This window comes from Burkholderia metallica, assembly GCF_902832845.1.
In the GTDB taxonomy this organism is placed as follows: Bacteria; Pseudomonadota; Gammaproteobacteria; order Burkholderiales; family Burkholderiaceae; genus Burkholderia; species Burkholderia metallica.
The window spans coordinates 271860-286733 of record NZ_CADFDB010000005.1 but is presented as its reverse complement, the minus strand read 5'-3'; the positions used below and the strand labels follow the sequence as shown (position 1 = coordinate 286733).

The 14874-nt window shown below is 67.3% G+C and carries 14 protein-coding genes and 2 pseudogenes; 2 read left to right on the top strand and 14 right to left on the bottom strand.

Annotated elements, in window-relative coordinates; translation table 11 throughout:
- Window positions 1-26: 26 nt before the first annotated feature.
- Window positions 27-1439 (bottom strand): 8-oxoguanine deaminase, encoded by a 1413-nt coding sequence (locus HWX08_RS16715; protein WP_069256932.1) that lies wholly within the window; start codon window positions 1437-1439, stop codon window positions 27-29.
- Between the two features lie 510 nt (window positions 1440-1949).
- On the opposite strand from HWX08_RS16715, the gene uraH reads away from it, so the two are divergent.
- Both uraH and HWX08_RS16705 read left to right on the top strand, forming a co-directional pair.
- Window positions 1950-2303: a hydroxyisourate hydrolase gene (uraH, locus tag HWX08_RS16710; RefSeq protein WP_011657188.1), complete on the top strand. Its 354-nt coding sequence runs from the start codon at window positions 1950-1952 to the stop codon at window positions 2301-2303.
- An 80-nt stretch (window positions 2304-2383) separates the two neighbouring features.
- Window positions 2384-3577 carry a urate hydroxylase PuuD gene (locus HWX08_RS16705; RefSeq protein WP_069256933.1) on the top strand — a complete coding sequence of 398 codons (1194 nt, stop codon included), beginning with the start codon at window positions 2384-2386 and terminating at the stop codon, window positions 3575-3577.
- Window positions 3578-3676: 99 nt separating this feature from the next.
- Here HWX08_RS16705 and HWX08_RS16700 read toward each other — a convergent pair.
- The 13 genes and pseudogenes from HWX08_RS16700 to HWX08_RS16640 form a co-directional block, all read right to left on the bottom strand.
- A pseudogene (locus HWX08_RS16700) lies at window positions 3677-4098 on the bottom strand (ACT domain-containing protein).
- Between the two features lie 103 nt (window positions 4099-4201).
- Window positions 4202-4380, bottom strand: a pseudogene (locus HWX08_RS16695) (RidA family protein); the annotation flags it as partial.
- A 91-nt stretch (window positions 4381-4471) separates the two neighbouring features.
- Complete coding sequence (locus HWX08_RS16690; protein WP_069256935.1) at window positions 4472-4984, bottom strand: ureidoglycolate lyase; 513 nt, start codon at window positions 4982-4984, stop codon at window positions 4472-4474.
- Window positions 4981-5994: an allantoicase gene (gene alc / locus HWX08_RS16685; protein ID WP_069256936.1), complete on the bottom strand. Its 1014-nt coding sequence runs from the start codon at window positions 5992-5994 to the stop codon at window positions 4981-4983. The genes HWX08_RS16690 and alc overlap by 4 nt, the downstream gene beginning before the upstream one ends.
- A gap of 63 nt (window positions 5995-6057) precedes the next feature.
- The gene (uraD, locus tag HWX08_RS16680) at window positions 6058-6579 is read right to left on the bottom strand and encodes a 2-oxo-4-hydroxy-4-carboxy-5-ureidoimidazoline decarboxylase (protein ID WP_069256937.1); all 522 of its coding nucleotides are present in this window, start codon (window positions 6577-6579) and stop codon (window positions 6058-6060) included.
- Window positions 6576-7529 carry an allantoinase PuuE gene (gene puuE / locus HWX08_RS16675; RefSeq protein WP_174920500.1) on the bottom strand — a complete coding sequence of 318 codons (954 nt, stop codon included), beginning with the start codon at window positions 7527-7529 and terminating at the stop codon, window positions 6576-6578. Before puuE ends, uraD begins: the two co-directional genes overlap by 4 nt.
- A 149-nt stretch (window positions 7530-7678) precedes the next feature.
- Window positions 7679-8470: an aspartate/glutamate racemase family protein gene (locus HWX08_RS16670; protein ID WP_069256939.1), complete on the bottom strand. Its 792-nt coding sequence runs from the start codon at window positions 8468-8470 to the stop codon at window positions 7679-7681.
- Window positions 8471-8480: 10 nt separating this feature from the next.
- Window positions 8481-9965, bottom strand: coding sequence for an NCS1 family nucleobase:cation symporter-1 (locus HWX08_RS16665; RefSeq protein WP_174920499.1), 1485 nt, complete (start codon window positions 9963-9965; stop codon window positions 8481-8483).
- A 150-nt stretch (window positions 9966-10115) separates the two neighbouring features.
- A complete protein-coding gene (locus tag HWX08_RS16660; RefSeq protein ID WP_069256941.1) occupies window positions 10116-10820 on the bottom strand; it encodes a GntR family transcriptional regulator in 705 nt (234 codons plus the stop codon).
- A gap of 307 nt (window positions 10821-11127) precedes the next feature.
- Window positions 11128-12066, bottom strand: coding sequence for a muramoyltetrapeptide carboxypeptidase (gene ldcA, locus HWX08_RS16655; RefSeq protein WP_069256942.1), 939 nt, complete (start codon window positions 12064-12066; stop codon window positions 11128-11130).
- 84 nt (window positions 12067-12150) lie between these two features.
- Window positions 12151-12747 carry a tRNA adenosine(34) deaminase TadA gene (tadA, locus tag HWX08_RS16650; RefSeq protein ID WP_174920498.1) on the bottom strand — a complete coding sequence of 199 codons (597 nt, stop codon included), beginning with the start codon at window positions 12745-12747 and terminating at the stop codon, window positions 12151-12153.
- On the bottom strand, window positions 12744-13145 hold the full coding sequence (locus HWX08_RS16645; protein WP_006478536.1) for a DnaJ family domain-containing protein: 402 nt from the start codon (window positions 13143-13145) through the stop codon (window positions 12744-12746). Before HWX08_RS16645 ends, tadA begins: the two co-directional genes overlap by 4 nt.
- Before the next feature lie 280 nt (window positions 13146-13425).
- Window positions 13426-14646 (bottom strand): MFS transporter, encoded by a 1221-nt coding sequence (locus HWX08_RS16640; protein ID WP_069256944.1) that lies wholly within the window; start codon window positions 14644-14646, stop codon window positions 13426-13428.
- Window positions 14647-14874 lie beyond the last annotated feature (228 nt).

The following is a 14874-nucleotide window of genomic DNA, read 5'->3' as shown; positions in this document are numbered from 1 at the left end:
CGCCGCCGGACAGCGCCGGCCCGCCTTCAGCGCGACGCCTCGACCAGCGCGTGCGCGAGCGCGTTGTGACGCTCGATGACGGGCGGCAGGTCGAGCGTTGCCAACCGCCCTTCCCGCACCACCACCTTCCCGTTCACCACCGTGTACGCCGTCTGCGACGGCGCGCAGAACACGAGCGCCGCAACCGGATCGTGCAGCGCGCCCGCGAACAGCGGCTGGCGCAGGTCGAACGCGGCAAAGTCGGCAGCCATGCCGGGCTTCAGCGCACCGATGTCGTCGCGGTTCAGCACCTTCGCGCCGCCGAGCGTCGCGATCTCGAGCGCTTCGCGCGCGGTCATCGCGTCGGGCCCGAAGCCGACCCGCTGCAGCAGCAGCGCCTGACGCACTTCCGCAACCATCTGCGCGCCGTCGTTGGACGCGGAACCGTCGACGCCGAGGCCGACCGGCACGCCCGCGAGCCGCATCTTCTTCACCGGCGCGATGCCCGACGCGAGCCGCATGTTCGAGCACGGACAGTGCGCGACGCCCGTGCCGGTGCGCGCGAACAGGCCGATGCCCGCATCGTCGAGCTGCACGCAGTGCGCATGCCATACGTCGTGGCCGACCCAGCCGAGATCTTCCGCATATTCGGCGGGCGTCATCCCGAACTTCTCGCGGCTGTACGCGATGTCGTTGACGTTCTCCGCGAGGTGCGTGTGCAGCGACACGCCGTATTCGCGCGCGAGCACGGCCGCGTCGCGCATCAGGTCGCGGCTCACCGAGAACGGCGAGCACGGCGCGACGACCACGCGCAGCATCGCGTAGCGGCCTTCGTCGTGATAGGTCTCGATCAGCCGCTGCGTGTCGCGCAGGATGTCGGGTTCGCGCTCGACGACCGAATCGGGCGGCAGCCCGCCGTCGCGCTGGCCGACGCTCATCGCGCCGCGGCTCGCATGAAAGCGCATGCCGATCCGTTGCGCGGCGCCGATGCTGTCGTCGAGCCGGCTGCCGTTCGGGTAGATGTACAGGTGGTCGCTCGACGTCGTGCAGCCCGACTGCAGCAGCTCGGCCATCGCGGTGAGCGTCGACACCTCGATCATCTCGGGCGTCAGGTGCGCCCAGATCCGGTACAGGTTCGTGAGCCAGCCGAACAGCTCGGCGTTCTGCGCGGCGGGCACCGCGCGCGTCAGGCTCTGGTACATGTGGTGGTGCGTGTTCACGAGCCCCGGGATCACGAGGTGGCCGCGCAGGTCGAGCACTTCGTCGGCCGTGTCGGGCAGCTCGGCGGTCGGGCCGACCGCGACGATCCGGTTGTCTTCGATGTAGAGCCCCGCGTCGCGCAGCTCGCGGCGCGTGTCGTCCATGGTCACGAGCACGTCGGCGTGCTTGACCAGCAGGGTTTTCGGGCGGGATGAAGAGGTGTTCGGCGCGCGTGCGCCAGCGTGCTGCTCGAGGTTCATGCGTTCTCCGCGTCGGTCTGCCCCCAGGGTCTGCCTGGAGGCGGTCACACAGCCGTTCGAACGCTGAATCGCGGCACGCTCCGGTGCCTGCGTCCGTTCGAACGCCCTGGCCCGGTTACCCGGCGTGCTCGCCGTCTTCGGGGTACGCGCGGGCCATCGGGCCGACGCGCACGCCGGGAGGATCGCCCAAGCACGCGCCGCACACAATGCGCGATCCGGAATACCGCGCTTCACGGTTTCGATATGGTACGCCGCGCCACGCGCCGCCGGACGCCCGAAACGCCCGCCGCAAGCGGTCTGCGGCGGCCCGTCGACAGCCGCTCATGCGCGGCGCATTATCTTTGATATCGCGCCCGTATTTGCGCGGGGAACCTTTTTACAATGCCTGCACGGCGCTCGCTTCAATCTCGCCGACGGGTATGTAGCCACGTGACGTGGAGCCTCGATCCGCCGCACAGTCTTTGGATCGGGCCGCCGCCGAACCTCGCATTCACACAAGGACAATTGCGAATGGGAAAGCTCACTACCCACGTACTCGATACGGCGCACGGCCGTCCCGGCGCTGCCATCAAGGTAGATCTCTACGCGCTGGACGGCGAATCGCGCCGCGCGATCAAGACCGTGCTGACCAATAGCGACGGCCGCTGCGACGAACCCCTGCTCGAAGGCGCCGCGCTCGCCGCCGGCGAATACGAACTCGTGTTCCACGCGGGCGATTACTTCGCGTCGCTCGGCGTGAAGGTGCCCGAACCCCGTTTCGTCGACCGCGTCGTGCTCCGCTTCGGCATCGCCGACACCGCGTCGCACTACCACGTGCCGCTGCTCGTGTCGCCGTGGTCGTACAGCACCTATCGCGGCAGCTGACAGCGCATCGGCGCCCGACGCACCGGCGCCCGACGCACCGGCGCCCGCATCAAGACAAAATCTGAGTCTGGAGGAGTTTCATGGAAGGCTTCATCACCGACTGGCTGAACCTCGCGCTGCGATGGCTGCACGTCATCGTCGCGATTGCGTGGATCGGCGAGTCGTTCTATTTCGTCGCGCTCGACAACAGCCTGAAACCGCCGACCGACCCGAACCAGCGCAAGCGCGGTGTGTTCGGCGAGCTGTGGCACGTCCACGGCGGCGGGTTCTACAACATGCAGAAGTATACGGTCGCCCCGCCGGAAATGCCGGATGACCTGCACTGGTCGAAGTGGCCGTCGTACACGACCTGGCTGTCGGGCTTCTCGCTGTTCTTCGTGCTGTACCTGCTCGCGCCGAACACCTACCTGATCGACAAGAGCGTGCTCGACATGGGCCCGGTGGTCGCCGTCGCATCCGCACTCGGCTTCCTCGCGGCCGGCTGGATCGTCTACGACTCGCTGTGCCGCATCCTCGGCACCAACGATCGCGTGCTCGGCATCTGCGTCGGCATCTACGTGGTCGCCGCCGCCTACCTCGCGTGCCACATCTTCGCGGGTCGTGCCGCGTACCTGATCGTCGGCGCGATGCTCGCGACGATCATGTCGGCGAACGTGTTCTTCGTGATCATCCCCGGCCAGCGCAAGATGGTCGACAAGATGCTCAAGGGCGAGGAGCCGAACCCGATCTACGGCAAGCGCGGCAAGCAGCGCTCGGTGCACAACACGTACTTCACGCTGCCGGTCGTGTTCGCGATGCTGTCGAACCACTATGCGATGACGTACACGAACAAGTTCAACTGGGTCGTGCTCGTGCTGATCATGCTGGCCGGCGCGCTGATCCGCCAGTTCTTCGTGATGCGTCACCGCGGCAAGCAGCTGTGGTACCTGCCGATCGGCGGCGTCGCACTGCTCGCGGGCGCCCTGGTCTGGACGACGCCGAAGCCGGTCGCGCCGGAAGCGCAGGCCGCGAACGCGCCGAAGGTCGTGATCAACGACATCATGCCGATCCTGCAGCAGCGCTGCGTCGAGTGTCACTCGGCGAAGCCGACGCTGATGGGCAGCGCCCCCGCCGGCGTGATGTTCGATACGCCCGACGAAATCTCGAAGAACGCACAGCGTATCTACGAACAGGCCGTGCGCCTGAAGGCGATGCCGATCGGCAACGTCACGCACATGACCGACGACGAGCGCGTGAAGCTCGCCGCGTGGTTCGAGGGTGGCGCGAACAAGTAAGCCGCCATGCGCCGGTGTCGTGTTCCGGCGCAATCCTCTCCGTTCGCGGGCCCGGTGACGGGCCCGTTTTTTTTGCGTGCTGCGGATGCGTGTCGTGCGTTAGCTGCCGTGCATCGCGTCGCGCTGAAGCGCGACGAGCGCATCGAGCGCATCGAGCGCGCGCGGGCCGTCGTCGAACGGCACGAAGATGTGGTCGTGGTACGCGGCGGCCATCACGTTGCAGCTGATGCCGGCCGCGCCGAGTGCCCGTGCGAATGCGGCCGTGAGGCCCACGGCGGCTAGGTCGGAATGCACGGTCAGCGTGATCCACGCGGTTCGGAACAACACCGGCCAGCCGCGGCGCGCAGCCGTTTCCTCGTCGACGACGACCGTCAGCCCTTCCGCTTCGCGAAAGGTTGCAATCGCTTCGGATAACGATACGTCTGCGTCGAACGGCAGCGATACGAACGCGAACGCGCCCGGATGCAATTCGGGCTGCATCGTACGCAGCAGGATCGCAATTTGTTCTCGGGTTGGCTCATGAAAGGAACACGCCCGCAATCGGGCGTCGTGCGATGAAGATGCGGGCACGATAGCACGCGCCGCCGCCAGCGTTACGCGCGCATCGTCGCGACTTCGTGCGCGAAAGCCGTAAAGCCAGGCCGTGCCGACGGCCGTCAGCCATCAGCCGTCAGCGTCGGATGCGGTGCGTCGCCGCAGTATTCGGAGACGATCGTCCGGATCCTCTCGAACGCCGCCTCGGGATCGACGAGAAACACCGTCGCGTCGACGACGTCGTCGAACGTGCAGCCGGCCGGCGCGACCCGAGTCGCGCGAAACCGGCCGCCCATGAAAAAACCCGCGCGAATCGCGCGGGTTTCGACAGACAGGCGGTAAGCCGGGAACGCCGGCGACTCAGGCCGTCAGCGCATGCAGTGCTTCCTCGGTGAGCCACAGCGATTCCTGCAGATCCTGCTCGTTCAGGTTCAGGCCGTCACCGCCGCGATCGACGACGATGAAGTCGCTGACGCCGCCGAGCGCGATCAACGGGTGATGCCACACGCCCTTCGCGTAGTTGACGCCCTGCCAGCCGCTCGTCACGAACGCGCGGATCTTCGCCGGATCGAGATCGCCGGCGGGCGCGACGACGACGAGATACGGCTGGTCGTTCAGCGGCACGAACGCCTGGCTGCCGAGCGGGTGCCGCTCCAGCATCTTCACTTCGAACGGCAGCGTGCGCGGCTGGCCGCGGAACAGGTTGACGAGCGTGCGGCCGCCTTCGTCGGTCACGTCGACTTTCGCGAGATCGTGAAAGCGGATCGTCGTGCCGAGGTTGATCGGGATCTGCTTCGCGCCTTCCGTTTCGATCACGTCGCCGAACGGCGCGAACGCTTCCTTGGTCAGCGGTTCGATGGCGAGCGTCTTCATTTGTCGAGCGTCCCCCACAGACGCAGGCGCGATACGCCGCCGTCCGGAATGATGTTCAGCCGCACGTGCGTGACGGGGCCGAGCGACGCGATGCCCTGTTCGAAGTAGTGCTGCTTGTCCATCTGCAGCTTCTGTTCGCCGAGCAGCACCGGCCAGAACATCGACTGCGTGATCAGCGAGCTGTCCGTGCCGCCCGACACGTACGCGGCCTGGATCGAGCAGCGGTCCGGATAGTTGCCCTTGAAGAACGCGGTATCGACCTCGATCTTGCGGATCACGCCCGGCTGCGCGAGCGCGATGATCGCCCAGTCGTTGCCCGGCTCGCGGCGGCGGCGGGTTTCCCAGCCGTCGCCCATGTTCACGCCGCGGCCCGGCAACAGCAGGTTCGACGCGACGCCGAAGTGCTGGTTGTTCGCGGCCACCACGTAACCGCCGTTTTCCATCGCGGCGAGGTCGAACTGCTCGGTCGCGCTCGCGCCGGCCCAGTCGAGCTGCGGCTGGCCGTACACGCGCAGACGCGCGATGCCGCCGTCCGGGTAGATGTTCACGCGCAGATGCGTGAAGGCGCGCGCATCGCCCGCTTCGACGTAGTGATGGCTGTTGCCCTGCAGCGTCGTCGACGGCACGATCTCGACCCACTCGGTCGCATGCGTCGGCGCGCCGTCGGCCACGAACGCGGCCTCGATCGACGCGGCCGGCGGGAAGTTGCCGGTGAAGTGGCTCGTATCGATGTCGAAGCCCTTGATCACGCCCGGGCGCGCGAGCTTGACGACGCACCAGTCATAGCCCGTCGTGCGCTTGCGGCGCGTTTCCCAGCCGTCCATCCACTTGCCGTGGTCGTCGTACTTGCCGGGAATGAAGACGGCCGGCTCGGGGTTCAGCATCCGGTCCTTCGGCGCGAAGAAATCGTCGCTGGCCTCGAGCGCCTGCGCACCGAGACGCGGGTCGGCAAGATTCACGTAGCGCCGCGTGAACTCGGGTGCGTTGGGATCGAGAAGCGGAACAGCCATGATGTTTCCTTGGTTTCAGTGATGCGATCGGCCCGCTGCGACGCAGCAGGCCGTCGTGCGGTGTCAGGCGTCGATCAGGTCGTCGAGGCGAAAGCGCGCGATCCGGTAGATCTGGTCGAGGCTCGCGCGCAGTTCCTCGGTGCGCGAATGATTCACGCGCGACTCGAAGTTCGCGATGATGCCGTGCCGGTCATAGCCGCGCACCGCGAGGATGAACGGGAAGCCGAACTTCTCGCGATACGTGCGGTTCAGCGTCAGCAGCTTGTCGAACTCTTCCTGCGTGCACTGGTCGAGGCCCGCGCCGCTCTGCTCGCGCGTCGACTCGGCCGTCAGCTCGCCGCGCACGGCGGCCTTGCCGGCCAGCTCCGGGTGAGCGTTGATCAGCGCGAGCTGGCGCGCTTCGCCGGCCTTCTCTACCGCGTTCGACATCGTCTTGTGCAGCGCATCGATGCTCGCGAACGGCCGCTCGCCCGCGGCGACTTCGGCCACCCACGGCGAATGTTCGAAGATCCCCGACAGCGCCGCGACGAACGCGCTCGGGGCCATCGTGTTCAGTTGATCCAACGTGTAGCGCATCGCCTTCATGCTTTCCCTTCGTTTCGATGATTGGGCTGATACGGATGATGTTCACGCCAGTGACGCGCGATATCGACACGGCGCGTCACCCATACGCGATCGTGCTTCTCGATGTGATCGAGGAAACGCTGCAGCCCGCGGAACCGGCCCGGGCGGCCGAGCAACCGGCAGTGCATGCCGATCGACAGCATCTTCGGCGCCTCGTCGCCTTCCGCGTACAGCACGTCGAACGCGTCGCGCAGGTAGTCGAAGAAGTGATCGCCGGTGTTGAAGCCCTGCGGCGTCGCGAAGCGCATGTCGTTCGTGTCGAGCGTGTACGGCACGATCAGTTGCGGCACCTTCTTGCCGCCCGACACGTCGACGTCCATCCAGAACGGCAGATCGTCGCCGTAGTTGTCGGAGTCGTACAGGAAGCCGCCGTATTCGGCGACGAGACGGTGCGTATTGGGGCTGTCGCGGCCGGTATACCAGCCGAGCGGGCGCTCGCCCGTCACGCGCTCGATCGCTTCCATTCCCAGGCGCATGTGCTCGGCTTCGAGTTCCGGCGTCATGCTCTGGTAGTGGATCCAGCGCCAGCCGTGGCACGCGATTTCATGACCCAGCTCGACGAACGCGCGCGCGAGTTCCGGGTGGCGCTCGATCGCCATGCCGACGCCGAATACCGTCAGCGGCAGCCCGCGCTTCTCGAATTCGCGCAGGATGCGCCATACGCCGGCCCGCGAACCGTATTCGTAGATCGACTCCATGCTCATGTGGCGATCGGGATACGCGGCCGCGCCGACGATTTCGGACAGGAATTGCTCCGAGCCCGAATCGCCGTGCAGCACGCAGTTCTCGCCGCCCTCCTCGTAGTTCAGCACGAATTGCACGGCGACGCGGGCGCGCCCCGGCCAGTTCGCCTGAACGGGATGGCGGCCGTAGCCGATCAGGTCGCGAGGATAGTTGGGATCGAGTGACATGGGTTCGAAGTGCGACGAAAGCGGGCTGAAATAATGGGTTCGCATCGACCGCGCGGGCGCCGGAGGCCGGCTGCGCAAGCCGATGCGATGACGGCCCAGTGTAGCGAAAACGTTCATACGCGCCCATACAGCGGCGCAGATAGTGCGTGTCAGACGGTGTGTATGTGCGGTTGCGGCAAATTCGGGACCGGTTCCGCGTGATCCCCGTCCGGCGGGCTGAAGCGGGCGAACGCGCCGTCGTAGCGCTTGGGCAGCGGGCGCGCGTAATCGCCGCGCTTCGCGGTCGCGAGGCGCAGCGCGACGAGCGCCTCGGCCCACTTCACGGCCGCCGTGACGCCCTCGACCACCGGCGCACCGATCTGCTGCTCGATCTCGTGCGCGAATTCGGCCATGCCCGCGCAGCCGAGCACGATCGCGTCGGCGCCGTCCTCGTCGAGCGCGCGCCGGCATTCGTCGACGATGATCCGGCGCGCGGCCGAACCCGGCCGGTCGAGTTCGAGCACGGCGACGTCGGTCGCGCGCACGTTGCGGCAGAACCGCTTCATCCCGTAGCGCTCCGCGAGGTGCCAGGCCATCCCGCAGGTGCGCGCGAGCGTCGTGACGACCGAGAAGCCCGGCGCGAGCACGCTCGCCGCATGCATCGCGGCCTCGGCGATGCCGATCACCGGCCCGCGCGCGAGCTCGCGCGCCGCATACAGGCCCGGATCGCCGAAGCAGGCGATCACGTACGCGTCGCAGCCGTCGCGCTCGCCCTGCGCGATCTCGGCGAGCAGCCCCGGCGTCGCGAGCGCCTCGTCGTAATAGCCTTCGATCGACGGCGGCCCCATCGGCGGGCTCACCGCGACGATCTCGGTGCCGGCGGCCGCGACTTCGCGCGCGCAGCGGCCCATCGCGTCGGTCATCCGCTGCGTCGTATTCGGATTGATCAGTCGAATCTTCATCGCACGCTCCTTACGCCTTCGTGCCCGCGAGCAACCGGTAGAACACGAAGCCGAGCCCCGCTCCGATGAACCACGAGAAGTTCGCGACGCCCTGCCAGCCCGGCATCATCACGCAGGCGACCGCGATCACCGCGGCCGGCAGCAGTGCCGCGAGCGCACGGCGGTTCACGCCGCCCGTGTACCAGTACGTGCCGCTCTCGGACATCGTGTACAGGTCGTCGCGCACGAGCCGGCCGCGCTTGACGAGGTAGAAGTCGGCGATCAGCACGCCGTACAGCGGGCCGATGAACGCGCCGAGCACGTCGAGCGTGTAGTGGATCACGGCCGGGTTGTTGAACAGGTTCCACGGCGTGATGAAGATCGACGCGACGGCCGCGAGCATCCCGCCCGCGCGCCAGCTGATCAGCCGCGGCGCGACATTCGAGAAGTCGAACGCGGGCGACACGAAGTTCGCGACGATGTTGATGCCGATCGTCGCAATCGTGAACGTCAGCGCACCGAGGATCACCGCGGTCGGATGGTCGATGCGGCCGACCGTCTCGACGGGGTCGGTGATGAGCTGGCCGAACACCGGCAGCGTCGCGGCCGTCGTGATCACCGTGACGAGCGAGAACGCGAGGAAGTTGACCGGCAGCCCCCAGAAATTGCCGCGCTTCACTTCGCCGAACGAGCGGCAGTAGCGCGAGAAATCGCCGAAATTCAGCATCGGCCCGGAGAAGTACGACACGACGAGCGACACCGCGGTGATCATCACCGGGATCACTTCCGCGCCGTGATACTTGACGCCACCGAGGTTGATGCCGATGTTGCGCCAGCCCGCGCGCCACACCATGTAGCCGGCGAGGACGAACATCACGACGTAGACGGCCGGGCCCGCGAAGTCGATGAACTTCTTGATCGTCTCCATCCCGTTCCAGAACACGAACGCCTGCAGCACCCACAGCAGCATGAAGCCGGCCCAGCCGACCGCCGACAGTCCGAGAAAACCATAATGGTGGACGTCCGCATAAGGCAGCCATTGCGGGACGAATTTCAGCACGACGATCACGAGCGCACTCGACGCGAGATAGGTCTGGATGCCGTACCACGCGATCGCGATCAGCCCGCGGATCACGGCCGGCACGTTTGCGCCGAGCACGCCGAACGTCGCACGGCACGCGACCGGATACGGCACGCCGATCTGCTGGCTCGGCCGCGCGATCAGGTTGCACAAGACGTTCACGAGGCCGATGCCGACGATCAGCGCGATCAGCACCTGCCAGCTCGTCAGCCCGAGCGCGAACAGGCTGCCCGCGAACACGTAGCCGCCGACGCTGTGCACGTCCGACATCCAGAACGCGAAGATGTTGTACGACCCCCATGTCTGATTTTTAAGGGGGGCCAAATCTTCGTTGTACAAACGTTCGCTGTAACCATTCGGCAACGTCGGGTCGCCGCCGTCGCCGCCTTCTTCCGCCGGATAGGCGCTGTCGTGCGCCACACTGAACTGAGCCATGACTTCTCCTTGACGCGGCCGCGTGGCCGCTCCACTGTCATCGATATCGCTCCGGATCGACGCCCGGAGTCGGACCAGCGGCCCGCGGCAAACACCGCGGGCCTGCATTTCGCTCGTTCTTGTGGCGCGCAGCCGGGTTCGCGTCGCCGCTCAGGCGCCGCCGAACACTTCGCGCAAATCGACCTGCCCTTGCGCGGGCCGGTCCAGCATCTTCAGTTCGACATGCTGCAGGTGGTGCGCCATCAGCGTCACCGCCCGCTTCGGATCGCCCGCCTCCAGCGCGCCGAGGATCTCGTCGTGGTCGTCGCACGAGCACGGGCTGCGCCCGTGCGATTCGTACAGCGCCGACATCAGCGTCGAGCGTGCGACGAGCCCTTCGAGGCACGCGCTGAGCGTCGCATTGCCCATCAGCGTGGCAAGCGCCGTATGGAATTCGCCCGACAGCCGGATCCAGGCCGCGAAGTCGTGACGCTCGAACGCCTTGCGTTCCTTCTCGATCAGTGCGGCGACACCTTTCAGCCGCTTCGCGCCGGGCCCGGTCGCGAGCCGCTCGACCACCGCCAGCTCGATGATCCGGCGCATCTCGAACACCTCGTGCACGTCCTGCAGCGTCGGGCTCGCGACGAACGCCCCGCGGTTCGGCTCGAGATCGACCAGCTTGTCGGTCGCGAGCTGCGCGAGCGCCTGGCGAATCGTCCCGCGCTTCACACCGAACACGTCGCACAGCTGCGCCTCCGTCAGCTTCGCGCCGGGCGCGAGCCGATGCTCGAGGATCGCCGTGCGGATGCGCTCGGCGATCGCTTCGGGACTGGCTGCACCGGGCAGGTGGGATTCGGGCTCGTTCATGATCGGCATCGTGTGATGATCCTTATCCTAGGGCGGACATAAAGATTGTCAACAATTCTTTTCCGGCAATGCGCACAATCGACGTGCATTCATGCGTCCCTGTTCGGTGCACGATGCGTCAAATCCATGCACGACAAGGCCAAGACGTACGACAGAGGCCCTTCTCGTCGTATACCCTCTCGGCTATTTTGTTGACAAAATCGGTGCACAATTCGGCGAAAGCCCTGTCGACGTCGGCAAAATTCTCGACCGTTAGTTGCGTATTTACATAAAGAAAAAGGCGGGTTACCCCGCCTCTCGATCGATCGCGCCGGCATCAGCCGAGATGAGGATAGTCCGACAGCGTGAGCCGGAAACCGTGCGCGTTCGCGACCAGTTGCGCCTGCGCGCCGAACGGGAGCGTCAACAGGTCTGGCACGTGGCCGAACTGGAGCCCCGTGACGACCGGGATCCCGATCACCGCCCGCACCTGGTCGATCATCGTCTGCATGTCGTAGCCGTTGTCGTACTCGAACGGCCGCGCGCCGGTGAACTGGCCGAGCACGAGCGCCTGCTGACGCGCGAGCAGCCCCGACAGGTGCAGCTGATAGATCATCCGTTCGATCCGGAACGGCTGCTCGTTGACGTCCTCGATGAACAGGATCCCGCCTTCGATGTCGGGCATGTACGGCGTGCCGACGAGCGACGAGAGGATCGCGAGGTTGCCGCCCCACAGCGTGCCCGTCACGTTGACGGCCTGCACCTGCGGCGCTTCGGCGACGATCGTCGTGCTCGGCTGCGTCAGCGTCTGCCAGAAGTGCTGCATCGTGAAATCGCTCGGCGTTTGCGCGCCGAAGTCGGCCGACAGCATCGGGCCGCCGAACGTCTTGATGCGCGCCTTCGCGTACAGCGCGAGCTGGAGCGCGGTGAAGTCGCTGTGGCCGACGAGCGCGACCGGCTGGTCGCGCAGCCTGCGTTCGAGCCCGCGATAGTCGAGCCCGTGCAGGATGCGCGCCGCGCCGTAGCCGCCGCGCACCGCCAGCGCGATGTCCGGCAGCGGCCGCTCGGGATCGGCGAGGCGGTTCAGGTCGCCTGCCCGCTCGCCGTCGGTGCCGCCGAACCGCTGGAAGCGCCGCTGCGTCGCTTCGATGTTCTCGATGCGGTGCTGCGCGGTGCTGAGGCGCTCGAGCGCGCGGTTGATCGCGTCGGGGTCGTGCGGATAGCCGGACGGCGCGAGCAGCCGGATGGTGTAGGACGCGGCGGGCTGAAAGGACATGGTGAAGGGTGTCGGGTCGTCAAACCTGCTTAGAGGGTCCGAACCGTCTCCGGTTCACGGAACCGTACGGGCGCGGCGGGCCGCCTATGATGCGCCGGATTCGGCGTCGCGAGCCAGCCGCGCTTCGCGCAGCGCGCGACGGCGCTCGGCGAAGAACGACTTCAGCGCGGCGCCGCACTCGTCGGCAAGCACCCCGCCGGTCACTTCGGTGTGGTGATTGAGCTGCGGATTCGCGAACGCGTCGATCACGCTGCCGCACGCGCCCGTCTTCGGGTCGGCGGCACCGTAGACCACCCGTGCGATGCGCGCGTGCATGATCGCGCCCGCGCACATCAGGCACGGCTCGAGCGTCACGTACAGCTCGCAGCCGGGCATCCGGTAGTTGCGCAAATGCTGCGCGGCCATGCGCAGCGCGGCCATTTCCGCATGGGCCGACGGGTCGTGCCCGCCGATCGGATGATTGAAGCCGCGCGCGATCACTTCGTCGCCGCGCACGAGCACCGCGCCGACCGGCACTTCGCCGGCCGCGCGCGCCTCTTCGGCGGCGGCCTGCGCGAGACGCATGAAATGCAGGTCGCGCGCCGATACGGGCGCGGCTTCGGGAACGGGGGAATCGGCGGCGGGTTCGATCGCCGGGGCAGCGGCCGGCCGGGCTGCGTCGTCCAGCGCGTCGGACGTCACATCGGCCCCGCTTCGGCGGACGCTTCGTCGAGCCCGCGCTCGCACAGGCGCTCCGCGATGCGGCGGCAGTAATCGCGCGGCATCACCATCGGGCCGCCGCGCAGCGATTCGAGCGCCATGTCGAGCGCGAGGATCTTCGCCTGCAGCCGGCAGCGCGCGGCACGGTCGCTGACCGCCTGCACTTCGTCATGCAGGTTGCGCAGCGCGCGCAATTGTTCGACGGCCGGCGGCACGAAGCCCGCGTTCTTCAGGATACGGTTGGCCACCCGCACCTCCTCGGGCACGAGCAGGTCGTCATCCAGCGCCTGCGGCGCGCCGGTACCCGGCAAATCGTCGAACTCGCCCCGCGCGGCGGCGGCGGCAATACGTTGTTCGACCAGGGCGTCAAGCAATCTCATCAGTCAATCGGAACAATGCGGCAGGCCGAATTCTAGCAGGGTGACGCCGGTATGACAGGCCCTTCGAATATATGCTCGATATTGCGCTTTTTAGGGGCCGAATCGCGGCCCATGCGCGCCGATCGGCATCATTTGCCACGCTGCTGCGCTGCAGCGGGCTGTGGGCCGTATCGACACCGGCAAATGCGGCCGGTGTCGGCCGTCTTTTCAATCGGAAAGATGCAGCTCAGGCCATGCCGTTGCGGAAAAACGCCAACCCCCTGCCGCCATTTCGCCCGACTCAGGCAGCCGCCGTTTCCCGCCGCGCGTTCGCGAACGGTCGGAACATCGTCGCCATCAGGAACGCGCCGACGCCGATCGCGAACGAACCGACGTACAGCCCGCCGTAACTGCCGAACGTATCGACGATCAGGCCGCCGGCCACCGGCCCCGCGGCCATCCCGAGGCTGCCGGCCATCGCGCAGCCGCCGATCACGGTGCCCATCATCCGCAGCGGGAAGTTTTCGCGCGCGAGCACCGAATACAGCGGCATCACGCCCGCATAGATGAAACCGAAGAACGTCGCGACCGCGTAGAAGCCGTCGAGCGTGCGCACGAAGTAGTAGCCGAGCGCGCCGAGCGCCTGCGCGAGCAGCCCCGCCACCAGCATGCGTTTCGCGCCGAGGCGGTCGCCGAGAATCCCGAACGCGAGCCGGCCGCCCATGCCGGCGAGCCCTTCGACGCTGTAGATCGACACCGCGACGATCAGCGGGATCCCGCACGTCACCGCGTAGCTGACCGTATGGAAGATCGGGCCCGAGTGCGTCGCGCAGCAGAGGAAGTTGGTCAGCAGCAGCACGACGAACTGCGGCGAACGCAGCGCATCCGCGACCGACATCGCCGCGGGCTCGCCGGCGGGCGCCGACGCCACCGGGGCCGCATGCGTGCGGTCGAGCGCGGGCGCCCGGCGCACCAGCAGCGACGCCGGGATCATCACGACGGCCGCCAGCGCCGCGATCAGCAGCATCGACGTGCGCCAGTCGCGCACCGACACGAGCCACGCGGCGAGCGGCGCCATCGTCATCGGCGCCATCCCCATGCCGGCCGACACGAGCGACACCGCCAGGCTGCGGTGCGTGTCGAACCAGCCGGTCACGCACGCCATCATCGGCGCGAAGATCGCGGCCGTCGCACCGCCCACGGCGAGGCCGAACGTGAGCTGGAACGCGAGCAGCGACGGTGCGCGGCTCGCCAGCGCCAGGCTGGCCGCCAGCAGCACGGCGCCGGTCATGACGACCGGGCGCGTGCCGATGCGGTCCGACAGGCTGCCCCACGCGATGCTCGCGAACGCCATCGCGATGAAGCCGAGCGTCATCGCGGCGGAAATGCCGGTCATCGACCAGCCCGTGTCGCGCGCGATCGCGCGCAGGAACACCGGCAGCGAAAACATCGCGCCGATCGCGATGCAGCCCATCAGGCCGCCCGCGGCGACGATCACCCAGCGGTATCGGGAATCCGGCATGTAGCGCCTCCTGATTCGTTTCGACCCTTTTCGGAAACCGGGTGCGGCCCGCGTGCGCGGCGCAATGCCCGGTCGACATCGATATGACGGGCGACGCATCGGGAAATCGACACGCGCGGCGCACCGACCAATGAATGCTTTGATTATCTGCCGATCCGCTCCGGCCGCGACGGGCGGCCCGGCCACCGTGCTTTTCCGGAATCGGAAAGTCGAAATCAGAAATCGTTG